This window comes from Herbaspirillum sp. C7C8 (assembly GCF_022627875.1).
Lineage (GTDB): Bacteria > Pseudomonadota > Gammaproteobacteria > Burkholderiales > Burkholderiaceae_D > Herbaspirillum.
The window spans coordinates 1-21,687 of sequence record NZ_JABXGG010000024.1 but is presented as its reverse complement, the minus strand read 5'-3'; the positions used below and the strand labels follow the sequence as shown (position 1 = coordinate 21,687).

Here is a 21,687-nt window from a genome sequence, read left to right as displayed (position 1 = left end):
CTTGCGGCAAGTGGCGCAGGCGAAAAAAAACCACGCTTGCGCGTGGTTTTTTCTTGCCCGGAAGCCTGTGGATCAAGCGAAGTTCTTGGCCACGAAGTCCCAGTTGATGATGCCCCAGTAGTTTTCGACGTACTTGGCGCGTGCATTGCGGTAGTCGATGTAGTAGGCGTGTTCCCACACGTCCACGGTCAGCAGCGGCTTGCTGTCGGTGGTCAGCGGGGTGCCGGCGCCGGTGGTGTTGACGATGTCCAGGGTGCCGTCAGCCTTCTTGACCAGCCAGGTCCAGCCGGAACCGAAGTTGCCCAGGCCCTGCTTGGTGAACTCGGCCTTGAAGGCGTCGAAAGAACCCCACTTGGCGTTGATGGCGTCCGCCAGCGCACCGCTCGGAGCGCCTTGGCCCTTCGGGGTCAGGCCGTTCCAGTAGAAGGTGTGGTTCCACACCTGGGCAGCGTTGTTGAAGATGCCGCCGGAAGATTTCTTGATGATCTCTTCCAGGGACAGGTTTTCGAATTCGGTACCCGGGATCAGGTTGTTCAGGTTGGTCACATAGGTCTGATGGTGCTTGCCATAGTGATATTCCAGGGTTTCCTTGGAAATCGTGGGCGCCAGCGCGTCCAGATCGTAAGGCAGTGCCGGAAGGGTATGTGCCATGATGAATCCTTTCAGTCTTGTTGGTTTGCTACGAAGGGGTCTTTTCCGAACCTGAGATTCTAAAGCGGAAGACAATTCTTTGCACTCGGTCAAATCTTGCGCGCGTCAGGCGGGCGTCGGCCTCCAGTGCGGCAATGCGAATGGTTCCCAATGGCAGGAGCCGGTCGCCGGTGCAAGGAACTTCATAGATGCCAGTCCCCGCAAGACGTTCCAGCTCATCTGCACATCCGCATCCGACCGCAACGGGCGTAATACGGCAGTCTGGCCTGTATTTCACCGGAACATGCTTATGCCAAAAAAGTCTGCCACAGCTGTCAAGCAGGGCAACCGGATCACCTCAATCCAGCCGCGGCTGCACGCTGGCAATGCCGATCTCGGCGCTGCCTTCAGCCAGGCGGATGGTGACTTCGCTGCGTGCGGCCAGCTCGGCCGGGGCGTGCAAGACACGTCCGTGGCGATCGCTGACGATGGCGTAGCCTCGTTCCAGCGTGCGTTGCGGATTCAGTAGTTCGAGTTGCGTGGTCAGGCCCGCCAGCGCCTGCCGCTGGCGCAACTGCCGGGCGGCCTGGGCTCCTTGCAGCCGTCGCGTCAGGTCCAGCAGGTCGCGGCGGGCGTGGGCGGTGTCGGGCATCTGGTGCGACAGATGGGTAGCCAGTTGCTGCAGGCGATGGCGCATGCGGGTCAGCGGCACGCGCGTAGCGTGGGCGAGCCGGGTTTGCAGCGCGGCCAGCTTGACGCGTTCGTGCTGTATATACGCACCCGGGTTGACCAGGCGGCGTGAGAGCCAATCCACGGTCTGCGTTTTTTCGGTCAGGCTTCTGCGCAGCGCCCGGGTCAGGTCGTTGGCATGGCTGCGCAGCTCGGCCAGCCAATCCGCGCGGGCGGTGGCGGCCAGCTCGGCGGCGGCGGTGGGAGTGGGTGCTCGCAGGTCGGCGGCGAAGTCGGCAATGGTGAAATCTGTTTCGTGCCCCACGCCGGAAATCACCGGCATGCGCGCCGCCACGATGGCTCGCGCCACCACCTCTTCATTGAAGGACCACAGGTCTTCGATGCTGCCCCCGCCCCGGCAGACCAGCAGGACTTCGCATTCGCCACGCTCGGAGGCGCTCTGGATGGCGTTGGCGATGCGTTGGGCCGCGCCTTCGCCCTGCACGGGCGTGGGGTAGAGCACCACTTCCACATGCGGCGCGCGGCGGCGCAGGGTGGTCAGTACGTCGCGCAGGGCTGCCGCCTGGGGGCTGGTGACGATGCCGATGCGACGCGGGAAGCCCGGCAGGGCGCGTTTGCGCTCACGGTCGAAGAGCTCCTCGCGTTCCAGCCTTTCCTTGAGCTGTACGAAGGCGGCGTAAAGATCGCCGACCCCCGAGCGACGGATGGCTTCCACGTTGAGCTGGTAATCGCCGCGCGGGGCGTACAGCGTCACCAGCGTGCGCACCTCGACCTTGTCGCCCTCGCGCGGCATGAAGCCGGCGTATTGCGCGCGTCCTTTGAACATCACCGCGCGCACCTGGGCGCCGTCATCCTTGAGGTTGAAATACCAGTGGCCGGAGGCGGCGCGGGTGAAATTGGAGATCTCGCCCTTGACCCAGATCAGCGGGAAATTGCGCTCCAGCATGCGTGCCACCGCCTGGTTCAGGGCCGAGACGGTGAGCATGGGCGGGCCGCCCTCGGTGACGCCGGTCGCCGGCAAGGTGTCGGAACGGGGGCGGGCGGTGGGGAAGGGCGGCAACTTGTCAGCAGGCATGGGACGCAGAGACTCCAGGGGCGATACAATGCCGCATTGTAAAGCCAAGCCGGCTGCGCTTGCCGAGCCGCACACAACCGGCTACATTCTGCACCGCAGAAACGGCTGTGTCGCGACAGCGTCGCCGCCTGCCCCGGATTCACCGCTCATCCGCATTTCATTAGGAGTACGTTTTGCTCGCCATCATCCTCGCCGCCGGCTGGCCGATCTGGCCCTTGCTGATCGCTTCCATCATCGGCCTGGCGCTGGTCATCGAAAGACTGGTCTACCTGCGCCGCACCCGCATCCTGCCGCCGGACCTGCTGGGCGAAGTGGTCCGGGTCTACCAGAGCGGGCGGGTCAATGAGGACGTGATCGACAAGCTGGAACAGAATTCCCCGCTGGGCCAGGTACTGGCTGCGGGCCTGCGCAATGTCGATGCCCCGCGCGAAGTGATGAAGGAAGCCATCGAGGAAGCCGGCCAGGCCGCCGCGCATCGGCTGGAACGCTTCCTCACCACACTGGGCACGATCGCCTCGCTGGCGCCGCTGATGGGCCTGTTCGGTACGGTGGTCGGGATGATCGAGATCTTCGCCTCGCAGAACGCCGTCGGGACCAATCCGGCGCAGCTGGCGCATGGCATTTCCATTGCGCTCTACAACACCGGGTTCGGGCTGGCCATTGCCATGCCGGCGCTGGTGTTCTATCGCCATTTCCGCGCGCAGGTCGACGGCTTCGTGGTGGACATGGAGCAGCAGGCGGTCAAGTTCGTGGACATCGTCCACGACGTGCGCCGCTGATTGCGCAGGCTGGAGAACCGCATGAACTTCCGCAAGGGACGTCCCCGCGAAGACCTGGAGATCAATCTGATCCCCTTCATCGATGTGCTGCTGGTGATCGTGATCTTCCTGATGGTCACCACCACCTACAGCAAGTTCACCGCGCTGCAGATCACGCTGCCTACGGCCGATGCACAGAAGGCGCTGGAACAGCCCTTCGAGATCAACATCGCAGTCGACGCCAATGGCCGCTACGCGGTCAACAACAAGCGCATCGCCGCGCGCGATGCACAGGGCCTGTCGGAGGAGATGCAGGCGGCGGTCAAGGCCAGTGGCAGCAAGGTCGATCCGGTCATCATCATCAATGCCGATGCACTGGCGACGCACCAGACCGTGATCAACGTGCTGGAGGCCGCGCGCATGGCGGGGTATCCCAAGGTGACCTTCGCGGCGCAGTCGAGCAGCAAGTAGTGCGCAGCAGGTCTTGCTGAAAATTTACAAATGGCTTCACGTCATCCAAAAGCGATGGCGCCCCGGCCAGGCCCCGCCTGGCCCTCGTTTTTTTTATTCACTGGAACAAGAAAATGGCCGAATCCAGGCCCTCCGCCGAAGCCATCCTGACCCGTGCCTGGCAAGGTCGCGGTCTGCTGGCCTGCCTGCTGTGGCCGCTGTCGCTGCTCTTCGGCACGCTGGCGGCGCTGCGCCGTGCGCTCTTTGCGCTCGGCATCAAGCGCGCAGAGCGGCTGCCGGTGCCGGTGATCGTGGTAGGCAACGTGTTCGTCGGTGGCACTGGCAAGACCCCGTTTGCGATCTGGCTCATCGAAGCCTTGCGTGCTGCCGGTCGCCATCCTGGTGTGATTTCACGTGGCTATGGCGGCGGTGCCGAACAGGTGCAGGAGGTCATGGCCGATGCGGCGGCGGCCGAGGTGGGTGACGAGCCTTTGCTGATGGTTCAGCGCACGGCCGTGCCGCTGGTGGTGGGACGGCGTCGCGTCCAGGCCGGGCGAGCCTTGCTGGCGCGGCATCCGGAAGTTGATGTGATCATTTCCGATGATGGCCTGCAGCACTACGCCCTGGCGCGCGACATCGAGATCGTGCTCTCGGACGCGCGCGGCGTGGGCAATGGCTGGCTGCTGCCGGCCGGGCCGTTGCGCGAGCCGGCCTCGCGCCGACGCGATTTTTCGGTGCTCAACGTGGGTGTGCAGGGGGTGGCGCCCGCGGGCTTGTACGCCATGCGGCTGCAGGCGGACCAGGCCGTGCAGCTGGCGCCCCCCGCTGCGCACAGGCCGCTGGCCCGGATGGGCGAGGGTGGTCTGCGGCTGGCGGCGGTGGCGGGAATCGGCAATCCGGAGCGTTTTTTCGCTACCCTGCAGGGCGCGGGTTTGTCCTTTGCGCGCCATCCCTTGCCTGACCATTTTGACTTTGCCAGCAATCCCTTTGCCGGCCTTGCGGCCGATGTCATCCTGATCACGGAAAAGGATGCAGTAAAATGCAGGGCTATTGAGGCCATCCGAAACGACCCGCGCATCTGGGTCGTGCCTGTCTCGGCGCGCATCGACGGCGCGCTGGCTGAACACATAGTGGAGAAACTCCGTGAATGCCCGACTGCTTGATATCCTGGTTTGCCCCCTCTGCAAGGGCCCGTTGGACTATGACAAGAAAGCCCAGGAACTGATCTGCAAGGCAGACAAGCTGGCTTACCCCATCCGTGATGGCATCCCCATCATGTGGGCCGACGAAGCGCGTGAACTGGCGGCTGCCCCGGCAGCCTGAGTCCGGCGCCTGTCTCTTGATTCCCGATTTCTGCCTTCCTGCTGCGGTTGATTCCATGACCTTCACCGTCATCATCCCGGCGCGCCTGGCTTCCACGCGCCTGCCCAACAAGCCCCTGGCCGACCTCGGCGGCAAGCCCATGATCGTGCGCGTGGCCGAGCGGGCCGCGCTCTCGGGGGCGGCCCGCATCATCGTGGCCACCGACCATCACGACATCCACGCCGCCTGCGAGCAGCATAGCATCGCCGTGGCCATGACCCGCGCCGATCACCCTTCCGGCACCGACCGCATCGCCGAAGTGGCCGCCGCGCTGGGCCTGGGTGAGGATGAAGTGGTGGTCAATGTGCAGGGCGACGAGCCGCTGATCGATCCCGGCCTGATCGCCGCCACCGCCGCCCACATCAAGGCTGGCGTGCCCATGGCCACGGCCGCGCACGCCATCGAGACCGCCGAGGATGCCTTCAATCCCAACGTGGTCAAGGTGGTGTTGAACAAGGAAGGCTGCGCCATGTATTTCTCGCGGGCCACCATTCCCTGGCATCGCGACGCCTTCGCCAAGTCACGTGACACGCTGCCCGACGCCAGCGGCCCCGATCACGCCAATGAATACGTGCCGCTGCGCCATATCGGCCTGTATGCCTACAGCAACCGCTTCCTGCAGCTCTACCCGACGCTGGCCCCGGCCCCGCTGGAACGCATCGAGGCGCTGGAACAGTTGCGCGTGCTCTGGCACGGCCATGCCATCGCGGTCCACGTGACCTCGCTGGTGCCGGAAGCCGGCGTCGATACGCCCGAGGATCTGTTGCGCGTGCGCAAGCATTTCGAGCTGCCGCCCGACAGTGCGCTGGTGCAGACCATCTCCGCCCTGTGATGTTGGCGCGGCAGGCATGATCCGGCGCAAGGCCGGGCGGATCGGCCTGCTGTAAGTTCCGTGTCAAGCTGACACGACACAATCAGAGCCCGGAGACTGCTTAAAAATCAGGCGTTTGTCATGGTTCGGTAAGATTTTGTGGTAAGTTTCGTCCCGGAGCTGATGCAAAACGGCGCGCAAACAAGCTGCATAACCGTCCAGATGGTAGCGATCCTCTGCCATCACGTCGCAAAAGAATTCAAGCATTCATATTTCAGAAACCCTCAATTTAGGAAACGACATGCGCCTCATCCTTTTAGGAGCGCCTGGTGCCGGTAAAGGCACGCAAGCCACTTTTATCAAGGAAAAATTCAACATTCCGCAAATCTCCACCGGCGACATGCTGCGCGCGGCCGTGGCGGCGGGTACCGAACTTGGCATCGCGGCCAAGAAGGTGATGGATGCGGGCGGTCTGGTTTCCGATGACATCATCATTGGCCTGGTCAAGGATCGCCTGCAGCAGGCTGACTGCGCCAATGGCTATCTGTTCGACGGCTTCCCGCGCACCACGCGCCAGGCCGACGCCATGAAGGAAGCCGGCGTGGCCATCGACTACGTGCTGGAAATCGACGTGCCCGACAGCGCCATCGTCGAACGCATGAGCGGCCGCCGCGTGCACCCGGGTTCGGGCCGCACCTATCACGTCAAGTTCAACCCGCCCAAGGTCGAGGGCAAGGATGACCTGACCGGCGAAGCGCTGATCCAGCGCGACGACGACAAGGAAGAAACCGTCAAGAAGCGTCTGGCCGTGTATCACGAACAGACCGAAGTACTGGTAGGCTATTACGGTGACTGGGCCAAGTCGGGCCAGCCGGGCGCACCCAAGTATCGCAAGATCGCCGGCGTCGGTCCGGTGGAAGAAATCAGGGATCGTGCATTTGCCGCCCTGGCGGAGTAAAGTGAAGCGGACTTCGGTCCGCTTTTTTTATGCTGTTGCTGTTGATGCAGTCAGCACGGCAGTACGCAAAAACTAAGTAAATAAACCGATCACCGGTAGTGACGCCCGCCCGAGGACGTTGCACCGGCGGCCCGGCAAGACAGAACAAGTCCAATAAAAAGGGCGACGCAATTTGCAGGCGCAGTATCGACCGTGACGAACCGGAACAGCAGAACCCGGACGGCGCAGCCGATGTTCGTGATTGTTGATGAGTCGTGATAACAAAGGAGACGAAGATGGCACTTGCCCTGTGGTTTGCCATTGCCTGCGGCTTGGTCGCGGTGATCTATGGCCTGGTTTCACGGAGCTGGATTCTCAAGCAGGATCCCGGCAATCCCCGCATGCAGGAAATCGCCCTGGCCATCCAGCAGGGTGCTGCGGCCTATCTGGCGCGGCAGTATCGCACCATCGCCATGGTCGGGGTGGTGCTGCTGATCGTCATTGCACTCATTCCGGGTTTGGGTTGGCTCACCGCCATCGGCTTCCTGCTGGGAGCGGTGCTCTCCGGCGCCTGCGGCTTCATCGGCATGAATGTCTCGGTACGCGCCAACGTGCGCACTGCCCAGGCTGCCACGCGCGGGATGAACGAGGCGCTGGGCGTGGCCTTTCGGGGTGGCGCCATCACCGGGATGCTGGTGGTGGGGCTGGGATTGCTAGGAGTGTCGCTGTTCTTCTGGGTCTTGTACGTCCATGGACAGGGCCGCGCAGCCAGCCTGCATGATGCCATCCAGCCGCTGATCGGGCTTGCCTTCGGAGCCTCGCTCATTTCGATCTTCGCGCGCCTGGGTGGCGGCATCTTCACCAAGGGCGCCGATGTAGGCGCCGACCTGGTCGGCAAGGTCGAGGCCGGCATTCCCGAGGATGACCCGCGCAACCCGGCTGTCATCGCCGACAACGTCGGGGATAACGTGGGCGATTGCGCCGGCATGGCCGCCGACCTGTTCGAGACCTACGTGGTTACGCTGGTGGCGACCATGCTCCTGGGCAGCCTCATGTTGAAGGGACTGGAGACGCTGGCGGTGCTCTATCCGCTGGCGCTGGGCGGGGTCTCCATCCTTGCCTCCATCGTCGGCTGCGCGATGGTCAAGGCGCAGCCGGGCAAGAAGATCATGTCGGCGCTCTATACCGGATTGTGGTGGTCAGCTGGTCTGTCGCTGGTCGGTTTTGCTGTGGTCACCTGGCTGCTGCTGCCGCCCGAACTGCGGCTGCCGCTCATGGGCGCGGCCGTGGTGGGCATCGTGCTGACCGGTCTCATGGTCTACATCACCGAGTACTACACCGGCACCGACTTCAAGCCGGTGCGTCATATCGCCCAGGCTTCCACCACCGGGCATGGCACCAACATCATTGCCGGACTGGGCGTGTCGATGAAATCCACGGCCTACCCGGTGCTGGCGGTGTGCGCGGCGATCCTGGCCTCCTACTGGCTGGCGGGCTTGTACGGGATTGCCATTGCGGCCACCGCCATGCTCTCCATGGCCGGTATCGTGGTGGCGCTGGATGCTTACGGCCCCATTACCGACAACGCTGGTGGTATCGCCGAGATGTCCGGCTTGCCCGATTCGGTACGGGCCATCACCGACCCGCTCGATGCCGTGGGCAATACCACCAAGGCCGTCACCAAGGGCTATGCCATCGGTTCGGCGGGACTGGCGGCGCTGGTGCTCTTTGCCGATTACACGCATGCGCTGGAGTCGGTCGGCAAGACGGCCAGCTTCGATCTCTCCAGCCCTGCCGTCATCATTGGCCTGTTCATCGGTGGGCTCATTCCTTATCTGTTCGGCGCCATGGCCATGGAAGCGGTGGGGCGCGCGGCGGGGGCCGTGGTGGTGGAGGTGCGGCGCCAGTTCCGCGACATTGCCGGCATCATGGATGGCAGCGGGCGTCCCGAGTATGACCGCGCAGTGGACATGCTGACCTCTTCGGCCATCCGCGAGATGATCCTGCCCTCGCTGCTACCGGTGATCGTGCCCATTCTCGTGGGGCTGCTGTTGGGGCCGTCGGCGCTGGGCGGGCTGTTGATGGGGACCATCGTGACCGGGCTCTTCGTGGCCATCTCCATGACCACCGGCGGTGGCGCCTGGGATAACGCCAAGAAATACATCGAGGACGGCCACCACGGCGGCAAGGGCTCCGATGCGCACAAGGCGGCCGTCACCGGCGATACCGTGGGCGATCCCTACAAGGACACGGCCGGACCAGCGGTCAATCCACTCATCAAGATCATCAACATCGTGGCGCTGCTGCTGGTGCCGCTGCTGCCGACGGTCTCCTGATTCAATCTGGCGCAATCTGACGCAATCTGACGCTTCCCATGATTGTCGCCGCACGGATAGTCTCCCGTGCGGCGACCTGCGCATAATCCCGGCACCACGAAGCGATGGTCTGCATTGCCAGGTCGGCCGATTCGTCAAATAATGCCCCCTGATGTATCCCATCATCATTGGCTCGTCAGCCCGGCCATCCGCCTGGCTGTGCGCAGAGAAAAAAACAGGAGACTCCATGCGTATCGAAGGAAATGTTTTCATTGTCACTGGCGCCGCGTCCGGCCTGGGCGCGGCCACCGCCCGCATGATTGCGGCAGCCGGTGGCAAGCCGGTGCTGGCCGATCTCAACGAGCAGGCCGGCAGCGCGCTGGCCGCGGAACTGGATGGCGTCTTCGTGCGCTGCGATGTCAGTTCTGAAGACGATGCGCAGGCTGTGGTGCGGGCCGCGCAGGAACTGGGGACGGTACGCGGACTGGTCAATTGCGCCGGTATTGCGCCGGCCGAGAAGCTGGTCGGCAAGAGCGGGCCGCACAGCATGGCGCTGTTCATGAAGACGCTCAACATCAACCTGGTCGGCAGCTTCAACATGGCGCGCTGGGCCGCCGATGCGATGGCCAAAATGGAGCCGCAGGAAGAGGGCGAGCGCGGCATCATCATTCATACCGCGTCAGTGGCCGCCTACGACGGGCAGATCGGGCAGACCGCCTATTCGGCTTCCAAAGGGGCCATCGTCGCCATGACCCTGCCGATGGCGCGCGATCTTTCACGCAGCGGCATTCGCGTCATGACCATCGCCCCCGGCATCTTCGAGACCCCCATGATGCTGGCCATGCCGCAGGAAGTGCGCGATTCGCTGGGCCAGGCCGTACCCTTCCCGCCGCGCCTGGGCCGGGCCAGCGAGTACGCGCAGCTGGCCAGGACCATCATCGAGAACGTGATGTTGAACGGCGAGACCATCCGTCTGGATGGCGCCATCCGCATGCAGCCCAAATAGACGGCATTTGCCTGCCAATTCTCTTGTCCACGATGAGGGGCCTGCTGATAAGCTCCCCTCATGGAGACCATGGAACACAAAACAGGCTTGATCCTGACCGGCGGCGGCGCGCGGGCAGCTTACCAGGTGGGTGTGCTCAACGCCCTCTCGATGATCCTGCTCGAAGCCGGCTGGCCGGTGCACAGCAATCCCTTTCCCATCATCTGCGGTACCTCGGCCGGCGCCATCAACGGCACCGCACTGGCCTGCCGGGCTGACGATTTCGGCGAAGCCGTGCGCGAGCTGATGGCGGTATGGAGCAATTTTCAGGTGGAGCAGGTGTACCGCGCCGATTCGCTGGGCGTGATCCGCTCGGGCGCGCGCTGGCTGTCCCTGTTCTCCTTCGGGTGGCTGCTGCGCAAATGGCGCGCCAACCCGCCCAATTCCCTGCTGGACAATACCCCGCTGGTGAGCATGCTGCACCGTCTGCTGGACCTGCCGCGACTCGATGCCGCGCTGGCCGAAGGCCAGCTGCATGCGCTGGCAGTGACCGCCTCGTCCTACACCAGCGGCCAGCACATCACCTTCTATCAATGTGCGCAAGAGATCGAACCCTGGCGCCGCACCCAGCGCCTGGCCATGCGCGACCAGATCGGTATCGATCATCTGCTGGCCTCTTCAGCCATTCCCTTCATCTTTCCGGCCATTCCGGTGTACATCGACGGGCGTTGCGAGTATTGCGGCGATGGCTCGATGCGCCAGATTGCGCCGATTTCCCCGGCCATCCACCTGGGCGCCACCAAGGTCCTCATCATCGGGGCCGGACGCATGGGCGAGAAGGGCGAACAGGCGCCCACCCATACCCCGCACTACCCCAGCCTGGCGCAGGTGGCGGGGCACGCGATGTCGGGCATCTTCCTCGATGGCCTCTCCGCCGACATCGAACGTATCAACCGGGTCAACCAGACCTTGTCGGTTCTGAACGATGAGCAGCGCCGCCATACGCCCTTGAAACCCATCCGCACCCTGGTGATCTCGCCCTCGCAGCGCATCGACAGCATCGCCAGCCGCCATGTCGGCAGCCTGCCGCGCCCGATCCGCACCATGCTGGGTGGCATCGGCGCCACCGAGGTCCGCGGCTCGGCGCTGGCCTCCTACCTGCTGTTTGAACAAAGCTTCACGCGCGAGCTGATCGCCCTGGGCCAAAGCGATACCTACGCCAAGCGTGAGGAGGTATTGGCCTTTTTTGAACCGGATACCGCTCAACTGCTCCAAGCCTCTGCCTGATTTGCTGCCGGTCAAGTTCCTCGCCTGCCGTGGTTGCCTAGCCGAAAGCAACGGGTTAATCTACCGAGTGCTGTTGCCATTAATTGACAAAATTGCAATTAACAGAATAAATGCAGACGATGCAAATGCGAGCCCGCTTCATTTCTTCCTTCTTCGCCCGCTACTGGCTGGTTCTTCTGACGGCGCTGATGCTGGCAGCGCCGGTCCATGCCAAGGGGCCGGTACCGGGCAATTTGCCCGAGGTCAACCTCGACCAGCTGCCGCGCGAAGCCCAGCAGACCATGGCCCTGATCCGTCAGGGCGGCCCTTTCCCGTATGAAAAGGATGGCGCGGTCTTCGGCAACTATGAAGGGGTTTTGCCCAGGCAAAAGCGCGGGTATTATCGCGAATACACGGTCAAGACGCCGCGCGCCCGCAATCGCGGCGCCCGTCGCATCGTCAGCGGGGGAGAACCGGCCACTTCGGGCGAATACTATTACACCAGTGACCATTACAAGACCTTCCGCCGCATACGCGATTGATCTTGTGCGGGAGCAGGGCAGGGCTCGCAGGTCCTGCTGCAACCAGCGCCACGGCAGTTCCGCCAGGTCAGCCATCACCCTCCAGACAATTACGACAACTACGATAGCCACACTGCCCCGCTTATGGATACTGAAGGGAAAATGAGTTTGTTCAAAACGGTGCCGCCCAACATCGTGCAGTCGATTCGCGCCTTCCGCGTGACCGAGCTGCAGCAGGAGGCCGCCGACCTGCAGCAGCATTTTCTCTATGCCTATTGCGCCGAGGCCGTGACCAAGCAGCAGGTGCTGACCACCATCGCCACCGCCTTCCAGTTTCCCCGGCACTTCGGCAAGAACTTCGATGCCCTGCATGACTGCCTGACCGACCTCACCCACAAGGCCGGCAAGCAGATCGGGTTCGTCGTGGTGCTGGAGCAACTGCCCAACACCCAGAAATTCGACAAGGAAGCGCGCGAGACCTTGCTCGATGTCTTCCGCGATGCGGCCGATTACTGGGCCGAAAAGAAGGTGCCGTTCCGCGTGTTCTATTCCTTCCAGTAAATTTTCTTCACATTTTGATAAACCTTTTACGCCACGCCGGACCTTTCACATCGTGAAAACCGGCGGCGGAGAGGCCGCCAGCAGGTACAATGCGCACACCATGAGAAGCATTGTCATCCTGATTTCCGGACGAGGCAGCAATATGGAAGCCATCGTCCGTGCTGCACAGGCCGAGCGGTGGCCTGCCAGAATCGCCGCTGTCATCAGCAACCGCGCCGACGCCAGCGGGCTTGAATTTGCCGCCCGCCACGGCATTGCGACCGCCGTCGTGGCCAACCGCGACTATTCCACGCGCGACCAGTTCGATGCCGCCCTGCGCGAGCAGATCGATGCGTTCGCGCCGGACCTGGTGGTGCTGGCCGGCTTCATGCGGATCCTGACGGCACCGTTCGTCAACCATTACCAGGGCCGCATGCTCAATATCCACCCGTCACTGTTGCCCAGTTTCCCGGGCCTGGCGACGCACCGCCAGGCGCTGGCCGCCGGGGTGAAGCTGCATGGGGCTACCGTGCACTTCGTCACGCCCGACCTCGACCACGGTCCCATCGTGGCCCAGGCCGCCGTGCCGGTGCTGGAAGAGGACAGTGAGGAGACCCTGGCCGAGCGTGTCCTGGAACAGGAACATGTGATCTATCCGCGCGCCGTGCGCTGGTTCGTGCAAGGCCGCCTGGCGCTGGACGGCGCCCGCGTGCGGCTGGCCGCCGACGCCTGAAGCGCAAACGAGCCAACGCCGCCGCGCACCCTCTTATCTTGAATTGAACATGAAGGACCTAGCATGAGATTGCCTCCCGCGATCATCCCCCATACCGAAGAACTGCTGCGTGAAGTGCTGCGCTTTACCGGCCCGGCCGACGTCACCTTGTCGCGCTACTTCCGTGACAATCCGCGCCTGGGCAGCCGCGAGCGCGGCGTGATCGCCGAAGCGGTCTACGGCCTGCTGCGCAACAAGACGGTGCTGACCAACTTCGCCGAATCCGGCAGCGGCCCCATGATGCGCCGCCTGGCCCTGCTGGGCCTTGCCGATGCAGTCGGCGCCGAATCCATTGCCGGTTTGCAGGAAGGCGAAGCCGAGTGGCTTGAGCGCGTCGCCCAGATCGACCGCACCCAGCTGGCGCCCCAGATGCGCAGCAACCTGCCGCCCTGGCTGTGGGAAAAGCTGGTCGCCCGCATGGGCGAGGAAGCCACCCTGCAACTGGCCGATGCCATGAACCGTCCGGCACCGCTGGACCTGCGCGTCAACGCCCTCAAGGCCGACCGTGACACGGTCATGGCCGAACTGGCCAAGGCCCCGGTGGCCTGCGAGCCGACCCCGTATTCCCCGCTGGGCCTGCGCGTGTTCAAGAAGCCGGCCCTGCAGAACCTGCCGCTGTTCAAGGATGGCGCCATCGAAGTGCAGGATGAAGGCAGCCAGTTGCTGGCCCAGATCGTCGGTGCCAAGCGCGGCGAGATGGTGGTCGATTTCTGCGCCGGCGCCGGTGGCAAGACCCTGGCACTGGGCGCACTGATGCGCAATACCGGCCGCCTGTATGCCTTCGACGTGTCCGAAAAGCGCCTGGCCAAGCTCAAACCGCGCCTGGCGCGCAGTGGCCTGTCCAACGTGCATCCGGTGGTGATCGCCCACGAGAACGACGCCAAGGTCAAGCGCCTGGCCGGCAAGCTCGATCGCGTGCTGGTCGATGCGCCCTGCAGCGGCCTGGGCACCCTGCGCCGCAATCCCGACATGAAGTGGCGCCAGAGCGTGGAGACGCTCACCGAAATGCGTGCCAAGCAAGGCTCGATCCTGGCCAGCGCCGCGCGCCTGGTGCGTCCGGGCGGACGCCTGGTGTACGGCACCTGCAGCTTCCTGGAAGAGGAAAACGATGAAGTGATCGCCGACTTCCTGGCTTCGCATCCCGACTTTACGCTGCGTCCGATGAGCGAAGTGCTGGCCGAGCAGAAGATTGCGCTGGATACCGGCGACTTCCTGAAGCTGCTGCCGCATCAGCATCAGACGGACGGTTTCTTCGCTGCCGTCCTGGAGCGCCGCGCCGCATCATGATGCGCCGGGTCTGGATGCCTTGTCTGGCCGTCGGCCTGCTGGCGGTAGCTGCCGTGCCCGGCCTGCAGGCCCGGGAAGCGCTGCCGCCGCCAGCGGTCATGGCGGTCCAGGGGACGATCCAGTCCGCCTTTGCGCCCTGGGATGATATCGAAGCTCTGATCGTCGGCCAGCTTCAAGCCGCACATCGCCAGATTCTGATGCAGGCCTATCTGCTGACCAGTCGTCCCATCACCGATGCCCTGGTCGCTGCCCGCAAGCGCGGTGTTGATGTGCGCGTCCTGATGGATGCCGGCCAGCTCGACAGGAACTCCGAGGACCGCCTGCGCCAGTTGCGCTCCGCCGGGATTCCGGTGTGGCTGGAAACCGCTTACCGCAACGCCCACAACAAGGTCATCATCATCGATGCCGCCTTGCCGACCGCCACCGTGATCACGGGCAGCTACAACTTTACCTGGTCAGCCCAGCACAAGAACGCCGAGAATGTCCTCATCCTCGGCAAGAACCCGCCGCTGGCCGCCCGCTACGCCAGCAACTGGCAGCGTCATCGCCAGGATGCCCAGGCCGCGCCCTGATCCGGCCCGCTTCGACTCGATCTGCCCACCCGGCCAGCCATGACCGATCATTTCTTTTCTCTCTTCACCGATATCAGTACCGTCGACCTGCTGCGCCAGCTGGTCGTGATCGCGCTCTCGCTGCTGGGTGGCATTGGTCTGTCGCGCTGGCTGCGTGCGCGCTTCGTGCTGCCGGCCGATGGCCAGGAGCAGTCGCTGGTGATGCAGATCGGCGTCAAGAGTTTTGCCCGCGTGCTCTCGCCGCTGCTGGCCCTGGGCCTGCTGGCGGCGGCGTATGCCATCTTGAAGCGCGGCCACCATGCCGTCACGCTGTGGGAAATCATGTTCCCCCTGACCATCGCCCAGGTGGCGATGCGTTTCGTGTTCTACGTGTTGCGTGGCATTTTCGTCAAGGATGCGACCATCGGTGCCTTGTTGCACCTGTCGGAAAAAGTCATCGCGCTGCTGGTCTGGCTGTGCGTGGTGCTCTGGATTACCGGCCTGTGGCCCGATTTCGTCGATTACCTGGACAGCACGACCTTGCCGCTGGCGCGTCACAAGGTCTCACTGTTGACGATGTTGCAAGGCGCGGCGTCGGTGCTGGTCACGCTCATCATTGCCCTGTGGATAGGGACGGTGGTGGAAAACCGCCTCATGAAGTTCAGCGGCATGCACTCCTCGCTGCGCACGGTGGTGGCGCGCATGATGCGGGCCTTGCTGATCCTGGTGGCCTTCCTGGTCAGCCTCTCGCTGGTGGGGATCGACCTGACGGTGCTGTCGGTCTTCGGCGGCGCGCTGGGCGTCGGTATCGGTCTGGGCCTGCAGAAGATTGCCAGCAGCTATGTTTCCGGTTTCGTCATCCTGCTGGAGCGCAGCATGGTCATCGGCGACATGGTTGCCGTGGATAAATATTTCGGCAAGGTCACCCAGATCAATACCCGCTATACCATCCTGGAAGGGCTGGACGGGATCGAATCGGTGTTGCCCAATGAACTCTTTGTCTCCAATCCGGTACAAAACTATTCCTTGACCCATCGCATTGTACGTTTGGCTACACAGCTTACAATTCTGTACCAGGACGATGTGGAAACGGTCTTGTCCATCATGGAACAGGCCGCACTTGGCGTGCAGCGGGTGTCCCAGCAGACCGCCCCGCAAGCCTTGCTGGTCAAGATCGGTGCCGACGGGCTGGACCTGGAGCTGGGATTCTGGATCACCGACCCGGAAAATGGCCGGCTCAATGTGATCTCCGACGTCAACCGGGCCATCTGGGCTGCTTTCAAGCAACACGGCATCCAGGTGGCGCATCCCAAGCGCGATATTCGCATCATGGATGAGCGCAGCTTCCGCCAAAGTACGCGCCAGGAAATTCCTGATGGCCCAGGGCCGCAGAATTCGCGTACAATGCCCGGCAATTAAAAGAAAATAAAACCATTTTCACGGAACAAGTAATAATCCTGTTTTGTAGTCCGATAGTTGTTTTCTATTTGGAGTTGTACTGATGACCCTTGATGCGATCCTCGACTTTGTTGCCAACGGCCTGCTGCACGCGACCGGTTGGCAGATTGTCATATACACCCTGGTGATGACGCACATCACCATCGTGGGCGTGACTCTCTACCTGCATCGTTGCCAGGCGCATCGCGCGCTCGAACTGCACGCGATCCCCAGCCACTTCTTCCGTCTGTGGCTGTGGATGACCACCGGCATGGTGACCAAGGAATGGGCCGCCATCCACCGCAAGCACCACGCCAAGTGCGAGACCGAGGAAGACCCGCACAGCCCGCAGACGCGCGGCATCAACAAGGTGATGTGGCAGGGTGCCGAGCTGTACCGCAGTGAATCCAAGAATGCCGAGACCATGGAGAAGTTCGGTCACGGCACCCCGGACGACTGGCTGGAACACAACATCTACAGCAAGTACGGCTGGCAGGGTGTGGGCATCATGCTGATCATCGACGTGCTGCTCTTTGGCGCCATCGGCCTGACCGTGTGGGCCGTGCAGATGGCCTGGATCCCGTTCTGGGCGGCCGGCGTGGTCAATGGCCTGGGTCACTTCTGGGGCTATCGCAACTACGATTGCAATGACGCGGCCACCAACCTGTTCCCGATCGGCATCATCATCGGCGGCGAGGAAATGCACAATAATCACCACACCTTCGGCACCTCGGCCAAGTTCTCGGCCAAGTGGTATGAATTCGACATCGGCTGGATGTATATCCGCATCCTGGAGACCGTCGGCCTGGCCAAGGTCAAGAAGGTGGCTCCCGTCCCCAAGTTCGACAGCCAGAAGTCGGTGATCGACTTCGATACCCTGCAGTCCGTGATCGCCAACCGCTATGACGTGACCGCCAAGTATGCGCGTTCGCTCAAGACTGCCTGGAAGGACGAGCTCGATCACCTGATCGAGAAGGCCAAGCTGGAATCGCGCTTCCTGAAATCCTCCAAGAAGCTGCTGCAACGTGAACCTGCCCGTCTGGAAGACGGCCAGAAGCAGCAATTGTCGGAACTGTTCGCCCACAGCAAGGCTCTGCAGACCATGCACGAGATGCGCATCGAGCTCAGCGCCATCTGGGAACGTTCGCACTCCACGCGCGAACAACTGCTGCAGCAACTGCAGGACTGGTGCACCCGCGCCGAGGCATCCGGTGTGAAGGCCTTGCGTGACTTCGCCCTGCGCCTGCGCAGCTACGCCTGATCCGCCAAGGCCGGACAATTCCTCCGGGGTAAAAGCCGGATATGAAGGAAAAGACCAGGAAAACCCCGCAGAGCAATCTGCGGGGTTTTTTTTTGACTGCTGTCTGTGCGGAGGTGAAGGTTCGTGTCAAAAATCGCGAGAGGGGAGCAAAGCCGTCAGCCCCGTCGACAGGGCGCTCCTGGCGCTGAGCTGCTGTGGCCAGGTCCCGCGGATCGATGGCGACGGCGCGGCGGGCAATAAAAAACCCGCAGAGAACTCTGCGGGTTTTTTGACAGTGAAACCGGGATCAATTACTTGATCTTGGTTTCCTTGTATTCCACGTGCTTGCGTGCCTTGGGATCGAACTTCATGATGCTGATCTTTTCGGGCGTAGTACGCTTGTTCTTGGTGGTGGTGTAGAAGTGACCAGTACCTGCGGTCGACTCCAGTTTGATTTTGTCGCGGCCGGATTTCGCCATGATAGATTTCCTTTACTCTGCTAATTAGACTTTTTCGCCACGAGCACGCAGATCGGCCAGAACGGCATCGATGCCGATCTTGTCGATCACGCGCAGGCCGGCGTTGGACAAACGCAGCGAAACCCAGCGGTTCTCGGATTCGACGAAAATGCGGCGGTTCTGCAGGTTGGGCAGAAAACGACGCTTGGTCTTGTTGTTTGCATGGGAAACGTTGTTGCCGACCATCGGCCCCTTCCCGGTGACTTGGCAGACACGTGCCATGTGAGACTCCTTAAAAATTTCCGAATTTGGGAAAAACGAGAGTATATGGAAAAAACTCTGCTTTTTCAATGACTTGCGAAAAACAATTGTGTCTTGATGCGTCAAGTGGATTTAACAATTTAAGAAACATTGTCTTTCCAGTCTTCCCGTCAGTGACGCAATCCCAGTACAGGCAAGGGTTTGCGGCCGATTTCCCGGTTCCGGATTCACACCTTGCCGTGATCGGCGAAGGAGTACAGGCGTGTCCCGGCCACCACGATATGGTCCAGCAACTCGACGTCGATGACCTCCAGGGCTTTCTTGAGGGTCCTGGTCAGGCTCAGGTCGGCGTCACTGGGGCGGGGGTCGCCCGACGGGTGATTGTGGGCCACGATGACCGAAGCGGCGTTGTAACGCAGCGCCATCTTGATCACTTCGCGGGGATAGACGGTCGTATGGTTCAGCGTCCCTCTGAACAGTTCTTCCGTGCCCAGCAGGTGGTTGCGCATGTTCAGGAAGAGCGCGACGAAACATTCATGTTCCTTGCCGAAGAAGGTCAGTTTCAGGTATTCGCCTACGACGCGGGTTGAATTGAGGGCCGAAGCCTGCTTGAGGTCGCCGTGGATGGCGCGCTTGGCCAACTCCAGGGAAGCCGACAACTGGGCGCATTTGGCCGGGCCGAGGCCGCTGCCCAGACTGGGCTCGCGCTGAACTGCGCTGCATAGTTTCTCCAGCGAGCCGAAACGTTGCAACAGTTCCATGGCCAGCTGCATGACGCTCTTGCCGGGCGTTCCCACGCGCAGGAAGATCGCCAGCAGTTCCGCATCCGACAGGGCGGCCGGGCCCAGCTCCAGCAGGCGTTCACGGGGCCGCTGCTGCTTGGGCCAATCGATGAGGGACATGGTCATGAGGTGAATCTCCTTTCATTCAGATTGCACGTGAGACGGAAGAACGCGGCAGCCCCTGCAGTCAGCGCCCACAGCAAACGCCGCATAGCAGCATTGCAGCATTGCCGCAGTCGGCTTGCGCCGCCGCAAGGAAGTCCCGGATGCAGCAACTGGCAGCGCGCCCGGATGAAGCTGCCAGCGGCGTATCGGCTCAACGTGGCTTACAATAGCGGGTTCCTGTGCACCTTCCCGATTCCCGTCATGTCCAGCTCAACCGTCCCCGTCGTCACCGAAAGCGCCTACCTCACCCTGCATTACCGCCTGGCTTCGCTGGACGGTGAAGACATCGTCAGCACCTTCAACGAGAACCCGGCGACCCTGCAGTTCGGTCAGGGCCAGCTGGCGCCCTTCCTCGAAGCCTGCCTGCTGGGCTTGCCCGAAGGTACGCACCAGACCTTTGAACTGACACCGGCCCAGGCTTTTGGCGAGCGCAGTGAAGAGCTGATCCAGCGCATCTCGCGCGCCACCCTGGAAGAAAACTCGTCCATGGATGAGGACTATCGCGTCGGTGACCTGGTCGACTTCGCCGCCCCCGGTGGCGGCCGCTTCGCTGGCATCCTGCGAGCGATCGATGATGATGGCGCAATTTTCGACTTCAATCATCCGCTGGCTGGGCAAACGCTGAAGTTCGAAGTAAAAATCATAGGAATCCTGTAATCGCCTCGTCATTTGGCGATGCGGTCCTCGCAATATTTTGAAGAATCAAGGGAATCACCATGACCATGGAACAAGCCGACGCTGAAATCCTGCTGGCCCAGCCCCGGGGTTTCTGTGCGGGCGTGGATCGCGCCATCGAGATCGTCGAACGTGCGCTGGCGCAGTTCGGCGCGCCCATCTACGTGCGCCATGAAATCGTGCACAACGCCTACGTGGTCAATGATCTGCGGGCCAAGGGTGCGGTCTTCATCGAGGAGCTGGCCGATGTGCCGGCCGGCAACACCGTCATCTTCTCGGCCCATGGCGTGTCCAAGGCGATCCAGGCGGAGGCGGCCGAGCGTGGCCTGACGGTATTCGATGCCACCTGCCCGCTGGTCACCAAGGTACATATGGAAGTGGCCAAGATGCGCCGCGAAGGGCGCGAGATCATCATGATCGGCCACGCCGGTCACCCCGAGGTCGAAGGCACCATGGGCCAGACCGAGGCCGGCATGCACCTGGTGGAAACGGTGGAAGACGTACAGCGCCTGCAGGTCGCTGATCCCGAACTGCTGGCCTATGTCTCCCAGACCACGCTGTCGGTGGATGATACCGCCGACATCATTGCGGCCCTGCGCGCGCGCTTCCCGGCCATCGCCGAGCCCAAGAAGGGCGACATCTGCTATGCCACCACCAATCGCCAGGAAGCCGTCAAGTTCATGGCGCCGCAGGTGGAGGTGGTGATCGTGGTGGGCAGCCCCAACAGCTCCAACTCCAACCGTCTGCGCGAGCTGGCCGAGAAGAAGGGCGTCCCGGCCTTCATGGTCGACAATGCCGCCCTGATCGACCCGCAATGGGTGGTTGGCCGCCAGCGCATCGGCGTGACCGCAGGCGCCTCTGCCCCTGAGGTGCTGGTGCAGGCCGTGATCGACCGTATCAAGGAAATCGGTGCGCGCAGTGTGCGCGTCCTGGACGGTATTGAAGAAAACGTCACCTTCCCCCTGCCCAAGGGCCTGGGGGCCCGCACACCGTCTGCCGAATCCGCATGAGCCCCTCGGGAGTATGTGAGGACATGTGAAGGTTCGGACAAAAAACCGACCAGCCGTTTGCGCAAAGAGGCCTGCTGATGCAGGCCTTCTTCATTTCCGCGACAGGTGTTGTGAAGTCACCGACGATTCATTGGTCTTACCGCACTTTCTTCTGTAACAGGCGATTGTTTGTGCTCGATTGTTGGAATCTTCTGCGTATAATTCCGCACCATTATCGACGGACCGCCCAAAAGGCGGCCGAGCGCTAGCCCTCACCAAAGAGGGCAGGGCGCCGCGAACGCGGCGTCAACCAGAGACGGGAGACATTCATATGCAGCAGCATCTGCCCACCGGCACCCTCCGGTGCTTCCGGCGAAGACCTCCCGGGCGTCCGCCCAGTCGGCGCCCCGCTTTCTGCTCCCGCCGCTGCGGCGGCAACAGCAGCTGATTTCCTGATTCCGGACCCTGCCAGCAAGCCTGCTTGCGTGGAACGCATTTGCCCTTTTTATGAAGAGTGATAACGCGATCCCGAGTGCCGGGAACGGATTTTGCTAATCGACATGCTTTCGCGCGGCGTCCGCTTTGGTGCAGACCCACGTGTTTTTCTTGTTTCCATTTAGATCGAAGAGTTATTCATGGACATTTTCCTCCAGCAGATCATCAACGGATTGGTGCTAGGCAGCATGTACGCACTGATCGCCCTGGGCTACACCATGGTGTACGGGGTGCT

At 62.4% G+C, this 21,687-nt stretch carries 23 protein-coding genes and 1 pseudogene; 19 read left to right on the top strand and 5 right to left on the bottom strand.

Annotated features, from left to right (window positions below; all coding sequences use genetic code 11):
* Positions 1 to 72: 72 nt before the first annotated feature.
* Positions 73 to 651: a superoxide dismutase [Fe] gene (gene sodB / locus HWE01_RS20850; RefSeq protein ID WP_175344665.1), complete on the bottom strand. Its 579-nt coding sequence runs from the start codon at positions 649 to 651 to the stop codon at positions 73 to 75.
* A 337-nt stretch (positions 652 to 988) separates the two neighbouring features.
* Positions 989 to 2,395, bottom strand: coding sequence for an exodeoxyribonuclease VII large subunit (gene xseA, locus HWE01_RS20845; protein ID WP_241822756.1), 1,407 nt, complete (start codon positions 2,393 to 2,395; stop codon positions 989 to 991).
* Positions 2,396 to 2,568: 173 nt separating this feature from the next.
* Between xseA and HWE01_RS20840 the strand changes: the two genes are divergently transcribed.
* The 16 genes from HWE01_RS20840 (at position 2,569) to HWE01_RS20765 (ending at position 17,648) form a co-directional block, all read left to right on the top strand.
* A complete protein-coding gene (locus tag HWE01_RS20840) occupies positions 2,569 to 3,174 on the top strand; it encodes a MotA/TolQ/ExbB proton channel family protein (protein WP_008326395.1) in 606 nt (201 codons plus the stop codon).
* 21 nt (positions 3,175 to 3,195) lie between these two features.
* Entirely contained in the window at positions 3,196 to 3,624 is a 429-nt protein-coding gene (locus HWE01_RS20835) for an ExbD/TolR family protein (RefSeq protein ID WP_175344667.1), read from the top strand.
* A 113-nt stretch (positions 3,625 to 3,737) separates the two neighbouring features.
* Positions 3,738 to 4,766, top strand: coding sequence for a tetraacyldisaccharide 4'-kinase (lpxK, locus tag HWE01_RS20830; protein ID WP_241822755.1), 1,029 nt, complete (start codon positions 3,738 to 3,740; stop codon positions 4,764 to 4,766).
* Positions 4,747 to 4,926 carry a Trm112 family protein gene (locus HWE01_RS20825; protein ID WP_034349859.1) on the top strand — a complete coding sequence of 60 codons (180 nt, stop codon included), beginning with the start codon at positions 4,747 to 4,749 and terminating at the stop codon, positions 4,924 to 4,926. The genes lpxK and HWE01_RS20825 overlap by 20 nt, the downstream gene beginning before the upstream one ends.
* A 55-nt stretch (positions 4,927 to 4,981) precedes the next feature.
* Positions 4,982 to 5,797, top strand: coding sequence for a 3-deoxy-manno-octulosonate cytidylyltransferase (kdsB, locus tag HWE01_RS20820; protein ID WP_241822754.1), 816 nt, complete (start codon positions 4,982 to 4,984; stop codon positions 5,795 to 5,797).
* A gap of 280 nt (positions 5,798 to 6,077) precedes the next feature.
* Positions 6,078 to 6,734 carry an adenylate kinase gene (gene adk / locus HWE01_RS20815; RefSeq protein WP_008326404.1) on the top strand — a complete coding sequence of 219 codons (657 nt, stop codon included), beginning with the start codon at positions 6,078 to 6,080 and terminating at the stop codon, positions 6,732 to 6,734.
* Positions 6,735 to 7,009: 275 nt separating this feature from the next.
* Complete coding sequence (locus tag HWE01_RS20810; protein WP_008326405.1) at positions 7,010 to 9,049, top strand: sodium-translocating pyrophosphatase; 2,040 nt, start codon at positions 7,010 to 7,012, stop codon at positions 9,047 to 9,049.
* Between the two features lie 226 nt (positions 9,050 to 9,275).
* Positions 9,276 to 10,034, top strand: a complete 759-nt coding sequence (locus HWE01_RS20805; protein WP_241822753.1) for an SDR family NAD(P)-dependent oxidoreductase — start codon at positions 9,276 to 9,278, stop codon at positions 10,032 to 10,034.
* 60 nt (positions 10,035 to 10,094) lie between these two features.
* Entirely contained in the window at positions 10,095 to 11,300 is a 1,206-nt protein-coding gene (locus HWE01_RS20800) for a patatin-like phospholipase family protein (RefSeq protein WP_034349863.1), read from the top strand.
* Between the two features lie 125 nt (positions 11,301 to 11,425).
* A complete protein-coding gene (locus HWE01_RS20795; RefSeq protein ID WP_034349949.1) occupies positions 11,426 to 11,821 on the top strand; it encodes a guanyl-specific ribonuclease in 396 nt (131 codons plus the stop codon).
* Positions 11,822 to 11,854: 33 nt separating this feature from the next.
* Complete coding sequence (locus HWE01_RS20790) at positions 11,855 to 12,361, top strand: barstar family protein (protein ID WP_502798461.1); 507 nt, start codon at positions 11,855 to 11,857, stop codon at positions 12,359 to 12,361.
* Positions 12,362 to 12,461: 100 nt separating this feature from the next.
* Positions 12,462 to 13,073 (top strand): phosphoribosylglycinamide formyltransferase, encoded by a 612-nt coding sequence (gene purN / locus HWE01_RS20785; protein ID WP_008326418.1) that lies wholly within the window; start codon positions 12,462 to 12,464, stop codon positions 13,071 to 13,073.
* 63 nt (positions 13,074 to 13,136) lie between these two features.
* A complete protein-coding gene (locus HWE01_RS20780; protein ID WP_008326420.1) occupies positions 13,137 to 14,399 on the top strand; it encodes an RsmB/NOP family class I SAM-dependent RNA methyltransferase in 1,263 nt (420 codons plus the stop codon).
* Positions 14,396 to 14,971, top strand: a complete 576-nt coding sequence (locus tag HWE01_RS20775; RefSeq protein WP_241822752.1) for a phospholipase D family nuclease — start codon at positions 14,396 to 14,398, stop codon at positions 14,969 to 14,971. Before HWE01_RS20780 ends, HWE01_RS20775 begins: the two co-directional genes overlap by 4 nt.
* A 39-nt stretch (positions 14,972 to 15,010) precedes the next feature.
* A complete protein-coding gene (locus tag HWE01_RS20770) occupies positions 15,011 to 16,369 on the top strand; it encodes a mechanosensitive ion channel family protein (protein WP_241822751.1) in 1,359 nt (452 codons plus the stop codon).
* Positions 16,370 to 16,451: 82 nt separating this feature from the next.
* A complete protein-coding gene (locus HWE01_RS20765; RefSeq protein WP_008326424.1) occupies positions 16,452 to 17,648 on the top strand; it encodes a DesA family fatty acid desaturase in 1,197 nt (398 codons plus the stop codon).
* Between the two features lie 290 nt (positions 17,649 to 17,938).
* On the opposite strand, the gene rpmG is transcribed toward HWE01_RS20765, so the two are convergent.
* The 3 genes from rpmG to radC all read right to left on the bottom strand — a co-directional run bounded on the left by rpmG (position 17,939) and on the right by radC (position 19,254).
* Entirely contained in the window at positions 17,939 to 18,106 is a 168-nt protein-coding gene (gene rpmG, locus HWE01_RS20760) for a 50S ribosomal protein L33 (protein WP_006463731.1), read from the bottom strand.
* A 24-nt stretch (positions 18,107 to 18,130) separates the two neighbouring features.
* A complete protein-coding gene (gene rpmB, locus HWE01_RS20755) occupies positions 18,131 to 18,367 on the bottom strand; it encodes a 50S ribosomal protein L28 (RefSeq protein ID WP_006463730.1) in 237 nt (78 codons plus the stop codon).
* A 206-nt stretch (positions 18,368 to 18,573) separates the two neighbouring features.
* The gene (radC, locus tag HWE01_RS20750) at positions 18,574 to 19,254 is read right to left on the bottom strand and encodes a RadC family protein (RefSeq protein WP_008326427.1); all 681 of its coding nucleotides are present in this window, start codon (positions 19,252 to 19,254) and stop codon (positions 18,574 to 18,576) included.
* Between the two features lie 240 nt (positions 19,255 to 19,494).
* Between radC and HWE01_RS20745 the strand changes: the two genes are divergently transcribed.
* From HWE01_RS20745 to HWE01_RS20735, 3 genes and pseudogenes are all read left to right on the top strand, one after another.
* The gene (locus HWE01_RS20745; RefSeq protein WP_241822750.1) at positions 19,495 to 19,950 is read left to right on the top strand and encodes an FKBP-type peptidyl-prolyl cis-trans isomerase; all 456 of its coding nucleotides are present in this window, start codon (positions 19,495 to 19,497) and stop codon (positions 19,948 to 19,950) included.
* 59 nt (positions 19,951 to 20,009) lie between these two features.
* On the top strand, positions 20,010 to 20,978 hold the full coding sequence (ispH, locus tag HWE01_RS20740) for a 4-hydroxy-3-methylbut-2-enyl diphosphate reductase (RefSeq protein WP_241822749.1): 969 nt from the start codon (positions 20,010 to 20,012) through the stop codon (positions 20,976 to 20,978).
* A 614-nt stretch (positions 20,979 to 21,592) separates the two neighbouring features.
* Positions 21,593 to 21,687 (top strand): annotated as a pseudogene (locus HWE01_RS20735) (branched-chain amino acid ABC transporter permease); the annotation flags it as partial.

Excerpts from the sequence above, each read along its gene's own strand:
- kdsB (WP_241822754.1), top strand. The coding sequence starts at position 4,982 with ATGACCTTCACCGTCATCATCCCGGCGCGCCTGGCTTCCACGCGCCTG.
- HWE01_RS20835 (WP_175344667.1), top strand. The coding sequence starts at position 3,196 with ATGAACTTCCGCAAGGGACGTCCCCGCGAAGACCTGGAGATCAATCTG.
- HWE01_RS20745 (WP_241822750.1), top strand. The coding sequence starts at position 19,495 with ATGTCCAGCTCAACCGTCCCCGTCGTCACCGAAAGCGCCTACCTCACC.
- lpxK (WP_241822755.1), top strand. The coding sequence starts at position 3,738 with ATGGCCGAATCCAGGCCCTCCGCCGAAGCCATCCTGACCCGTGCCTGG.
- HWE01_RS20795 (WP_034349949.1), top strand. The coding sequence starts at position 11,426 with ATGCGAGCCCGCTTCATTTCTTCCTTCTTCGCCCGCTACTGGCTGGTT.
- HWE01_RS20810 (WP_008326405.1), top strand. The coding sequence starts at position 7,010 with ATGGCACTTGCCCTGTGGTTTGCCATTGCCTGCGGCTTGGTCGCGGTG.
- HWE01_RS20770 (WP_241822751.1), top strand. The coding sequence starts at position 15,011 with ATGACCGATCATTTCTTTTCTCTCTTCACCGATATCAGTACCGTCGAC.
- adk (WP_008326404.1), top strand. The coding sequence starts at position 6,078 with ATGCGCCTCATCCTTTTAGGAGCGCCTGGTGCCGGTAAAGGCACGCAA.
- HWE01_RS20765 (WP_008326424.1), top strand. The coding sequence starts at position 16,452 with ATGACCCTTGATGCGATCCTCGACTTTGTTGCCAACGGCCTGCTGCAC.
- xseA (WP_241822756.1), bottom strand. The coding sequence starts at position 2,395 with ATGCCTGCTGACAAGTTGCCGCCCTTCCCCACCGCCCGCCCCCGTTCC.
- HWE01_RS20800 (WP_034349863.1), top strand. The coding sequence starts at position 10,095 with ATGGAGACCATGGAACACAAAACAGGCTTGATCCTGACCGGCGGCGGC.
- purN (WP_008326418.1), top strand. The coding sequence starts at position 12,462 with ATGAGAAGCATTGTCATCCTGATTTCCGGACGAGGCAGCAATATGGAA.
- HWE01_RS20805 (WP_241822753.1), top strand. The coding sequence starts at position 9,276 with ATGCGTATCGAAGGAAATGTTTTCATTGTCACTGGCGCCGCGTCCGGC.
- radC (WP_008326427.1), bottom strand. The coding sequence starts at position 19,254 with ATGACCATGTCCCTCATCGATTGGCCCAAGCAGCAGCGGCCCCGTGAA.
- HWE01_RS20775 (WP_241822752.1), top strand. The coding sequence starts at position 14,396 with ATGATGCGCCGGGTCTGGATGCCTTGTCTGGCCGTCGGCCTGCTGGCG.
- HWE01_RS20780 (WP_008326420.1), top strand. The coding sequence starts at position 13,137 with ATGAGATTGCCTCCCGCGATCATCCCCCATACCGAAGAACTGCTGCGT.
- rpmG (WP_006463731.1), bottom strand. The coding sequence starts at position 18,106 with ATGGCGAAATCCGGCCGCGACAAAATCAAACTGGAGTCGACCGCAGGT.
- ispH (WP_241822749.1), top strand. The coding sequence starts at position 20,010 with ATGACCATGGAACAAGCCGACGCTGAAATCCTGCTGGCCCAGCCCCGG.
- rpmB (WP_006463730.1), bottom strand. The coding sequence starts at position 18,367 with ATGGCACGTGTCTGCCAAGTCACCGGGAAGGGGCCGATGGTCGGCAAC.
- sodB (WP_175344665.1), bottom strand. The coding sequence starts at position 651 with ATGGCACATACCCTTCCGGCACTGCCTTACGATCTGGACGCGCTGGCG.